A 4,165-nucleotide genomic window follows, 5' to 3' on the forward strand; every position below is an offset into this window, starting at 1 on the left:
GGCGACGCTTCGGCGCTGTCGGCCTGTGCGTCGCCGAGGTCGGCTACCGGGGGACCGCTGAGAGCGGTGCCTGTTGAGCCGGTGCGCTGTGGTGGACGGTGACGGGGATGTACGGCCACGATGGGGTGAACCGTGCCAGGGCCGTGCGGACGGCACCGCGGACGCGGGTGTACGTGGTGGCCGAAGGGGTGGCGGCGATGGTGATGTCGGCGATGACGGTGTCTTGGCGCAGCACGAGTTCCACGGTGATCGCGGGCGGATCCCCGAGTCCGGTGAGTGCTGTGCGAACCGCCTGGGTGACCGCTCGGTGGGCGGCGCGCCCGGCGGGTGAAGCGGCACTCCGGCAGGCGGCGAGCAGGTGAGCGGCGTCGCACAGTGAGTCGGCCTTGAGAAGCACCGTGTTGCGGGTGTCCGCGGGCCCGCACACGACAAGGGGGACCGAGGTGAGCGTGGCGCACATCGCGCCTTGCTCGCGAGGTGTCTCCGGACCGCTGACGCGGCGTGCGTCGACGACGACGTCGATGGCGGTCGTGGTGAGCGGGCACTTGCCGCCCGTGTGCCAGGCGACGCATGCCCCCGAGGTTTGCTCCGCTGTGTCCTCGGCGCCAGTCGCGGGCTGGGCCACCGGGTGGCAGCGGTGCACGCGGTGGCCCGCCCCCGCCAGGAGCGCGGCAGCGGTTTCGCTGTCTCCCGGATGCGCCTCTGTGAGCAGGACGTTGAGCTCGTGGTGGCGCATGAAATACCTCTCGCCGGCTGTTGTCTGTCGGCCCTCGGCCAAAGGTCACTTTTCCGTGCTTTCGGCAGTACCGCCCAGGGCCGAAAGTCCCGACCTGCATGCCGATGGTCACTGCCGGCGACGGTCTTCGTGCCGTGGCGTACGGCGGGGCCGGTCGGTGGGCCGGCCCGAGCACTCCCACTCCCTGATCCCGCTGATCCCGCTGATCCCCCAATCACAGCGCCGGTCATCCGGCTCCCGAAAGGAAGAACGCCTATGCGCGTCGTCGTCGCCCTCGGTGGAAACGCCATGTTGCAGCGCGGAGACAAACCCGACGCAGCCATCCAAGTAGCCAACATCCGCGCAGCGGTCAAAGCACTCACACCGATCGCGACAGAGCACGAGCTCGTGGTGACACACGGCAACGGCCCGCAAGTAGGGCTCCTCGCGTTGCAGTCCGCGGCGGACAAGTCCCTGACCACCCCCTACCCCTTCGACGTCCTCGGCGCCGAAACACAGGGCATGATCGGCTACTGGCTGTTGCAAGCGCTGCAGAACGCCCTTCCCGGCCGCCATGTCTGCGCACTGATCAACCAGACCCTCGTCTCCGCCGCCGACCCCGCCTTCGACAACCCCACCAAATTCGTCGGCCCCGTCTACACGAAACCGGAAGCACAAGAACTCGCAGCCGCACGCGGCTGGACGGTCAAACAAGACGGTCCCTACTGGCGCCGTGTCGTTCCCTCACCCCAACCGCGCCACGTCGTCGAGACCCACCTGATCCACCAACTCCTGACCGCCGGAACGATCGCCGTCTGCGCGGGCGGCGGCGGCGTCCCCGTCATCCGCGACGAACGCGGCCACCTCGTCGGCGTCGAAGCCGTCGTCGACAAGGACCTCACCGCGTCCCTCCTCGCCGAGGCCCTCGACGCCGACGCCCTGCTGCTGCTCACCGATGTCCCCCGCGTCATGCGGAACTTCGGCACCCCGCAGGCCGAGGAAATCCCCCACACCACACCCGCCGAGCTCCGCGCCGAAGACTTCCCCGCGGGTTCCATGGGCCCGAAAGTCGACGCCGTCTGCCGCTTCGTCGAAACAACGGGCCGCATGGCCGCCATCGGCTCCCTGAACCAGGCCACCGCAATCCTCACCGGCCACGCGGGGACAATCGTCACCCCAAACGGCCGGTCACCCCAAGAAGGGACGTTGTAGCAGCGGCAGGACACAAACGCGCCGTGGGCCCGCGGCTGCGCCGGGGCCACCGAGCACACAAACGAAGCCGCGGCTATTGCACTCGCCCCGGCCCAGGTTGGCGTGTTCGTCACCTCGGCGTCGATCGGCAACGCCCACTACCCCGGCGTGTGTCATGTGCCGGTCCTGGCCGCGTCGACCGCTGCCCGGACGGTCGGGTACACGCGTCTCAGCTCGTCCCTGGCTTCCGCGGTGTGCAACACGTCCCGCACCTGGCCCACGTCTCGGGCGAGCAGGAGTCGTAGTCCGCGGTCCTCCAGTTCCTCGGCCAGGTTGTCGAGCATGCGCACCGCGCTGACGTCGATGAAGGGAACGGTCTCGGCGTCGAGCACGACCGCCGCCGTTCCTTCGCGGGCGGCGGCGTCTCGTACTGTGGTCCGGATCCGCTCGGCGTTGGCGAAATAGATGCCGGCCTCGACGCGCAGGACGACCACACCCGGGATCCTGCGGGCATCGGCGTGCCCGGCAAGCGCGGCGAAGTGGCCGTTCCCGCCGCGCACTTGGCCCAGTTCGCTGACGATTGGGCGCGATGAGCGGTACAGCAGCAGAAGCAGCGAGACGCCGATGCCGATGAAGAGGCCGGGCAACGTGTCGAAGACCATCACCCCGAGCATCGCCGCGACGGCGGCGGTGAAATCAGGCCTGGCGGCGACGCCGTAGGCCCGGCCGAGCCGACCGCTGAAGACGCGGTAGAGGCCGATCAGCGAGCGGACGTCGACCAGTTCGACGACGGCCGCGATCACCACCGCGGCGAGCACCGTCTCGGGAAGCTGCTCGAACAAGCCGGTGAGGAAGAGGAGCGTGAGCACGGTCAGGGCGGCCACGAAGATCCCGGAGAGCTGGGTTCGTGCCCCGGCCGACCAGTTGACGGCGGTCTTGGAGAGGCTGCCGTTGACGACCATGCCGCTGGAGAGCCCCGCGCCCAGGCCGGCGGCCCCGAGCCCGATCAGCTCGCGGTTGGCGTCGACCTCGTAACGGCCGCGGGCGGCGTAGGTCTTCGCGGCTCCGAGCCCCTCGGCGAAGGCCACGAGCATCACGCCGACGCTGCCCGCGGCGAGGTCGCCGAGATCGTCGACCGAGACGTCGGGGAAGCCGAACGAGGGGAGGCCGCTCTCGACCGGGCCGACGACGTCGACACCGTGGTCGTCCAGGTTGAGGATCGCGGCGGCGGCGATTCCCAGCGCCACCGCGACCAGCGAGCCGGGCACTGCCGGGGCGACGCGTTTGAGGACAAGGATCATCAGGAGGCTTGTGAAACCGACCAGGGCGGTGAGGCCGCTGGTGCCGCCGAGGTTCCCGACCAGGGACCAGACCTTCTCGAAGAAGTCTCCCGACCCGTTCTCGACACCGAACAGCTTCGGCAGTTGGCCGGCGATGATCGTCAGGGCCAGGCCGACGATGAAGCCTTTGAGCACGGGCTCGGAGATGAAAGCGGCGAGGAAGCCGAGGCGCAGGAGCCCGGCCAGGAGCGCGGCGACGCCCACCGCGACCGCGAGCGCCGCGGTCATCACGGCAAAGTCGGCGCTTCCCCCGGCGGCGAACTCTCCGACGATCGCCGCCGAGAGCGCGGCCGTCGCCGCCATCGGCCCCGCGACGACGTGTTTCGAACTACCGAAGGCGGCATACAGGATCAGGGCCGGCGGCGCGGCGTAGAGGCCGACTACGGGCGAGACGCCGGCGATCGAGGCGTAGGCGAGCGCTTCGGGTACCAGAACCGCCCACACGGTCGCCCCTGCCAGCGCGTCACGCCCCAGCCACCGCCGCTGGTAGCCCCGCAGCGAGGGGAAAAGCCGGCGCGTGCTCACCCTCACGAGGAGAGATCGCTGACGGCGCCGCCCACCAGCTTCGCCGCGAAGACCAGGCAGACCACGGCCACGATGGCGGCGTTGTTCCTCTCCATCCAGAGCTTCAGCTCGTCGAGGATGTGCTTCGAGCGTTCCTTGAGGGCGAAGTAGAGCACGACCGGTGTGCCGGTTCCGAGCGCCCCGATCACCACGAACACCGCGAGCGCGGTGGCCTGTGCGCCGACGGAGGTGTCCGTACGCGCGATCGCCGTCGCCGCTGCGATCACGAGCAGCAGGTTCTTCGGGTTGAGGGCGGACAGCGCCATCCCGAGTGCTCCCGCCTTGACAGGAGTGAACGAGTCGACTGTGTGCATCCACTTCGGCAACGCCACTTCTTCGTCGCCGCGGGGGGGGG

4 protein-coding genes are annotated in these 4,165 nt (G+C 69.7%); 1 reads left to right on the forward strand and 3 read right to left on the reverse strand.

The features are described from left to right. Positions 1-43: 43 nt before the first annotated feature. Positions 44-736, reverse strand: a complete 693-nt coding sequence (locus tag ACRX5W_RS24790; protein WP_436790501.1) for a hypothetical protein — start codon at positions 734-736, stop codon at positions 44-46. A 255-nt stretch (positions 737-991) separates the two neighbouring features. Here ACRX5W_RS24790 and arcC point away from each other — a divergent pair, with 255 nt between their 5' ends. After that, entirely contained in the window at positions 992-1,927 is a 936-nt protein-coding gene (gene arcC, locus ACRX5W_RS24795) for a carbamate kinase (RefSeq protein WP_436790502.1), read from the forward strand. Positions 1,928-2,079: 152 nt separating this feature from the next. On the opposite strand, the gene ACRX5W_RS24800 is transcribed toward arcC, so the two are convergent. Together ACRX5W_RS24800 and ACRX5W_RS24805 are read right to left on the reverse strand one after the other, a co-directional pair. After that, a complete protein-coding gene (locus ACRX5W_RS24800; protein WP_436790503.1) occupies positions 2,080-3,771 on the reverse strand; it encodes a SulP family inorganic anion transporter in 1,692 nt (563 codons plus the stop codon). A 2-nt stretch (positions 3,772-3,773) separates the two neighbouring features. Then, on the reverse strand, positions 3,774-4,165 hold a 392-nt coding region (locus ACRX5W_RS24805), incomplete at its 5' end, for a GAP family protein (RefSeq protein WP_436790504.1).

It is taken from the genome of Yinghuangia sp. YIM S10712 (assembly GCF_051388935.1).
GTDB lineage: Bacteria > Actinomycetota > Actinomycetes > Streptomycetales > Streptomycetaceae > Yinghuangia.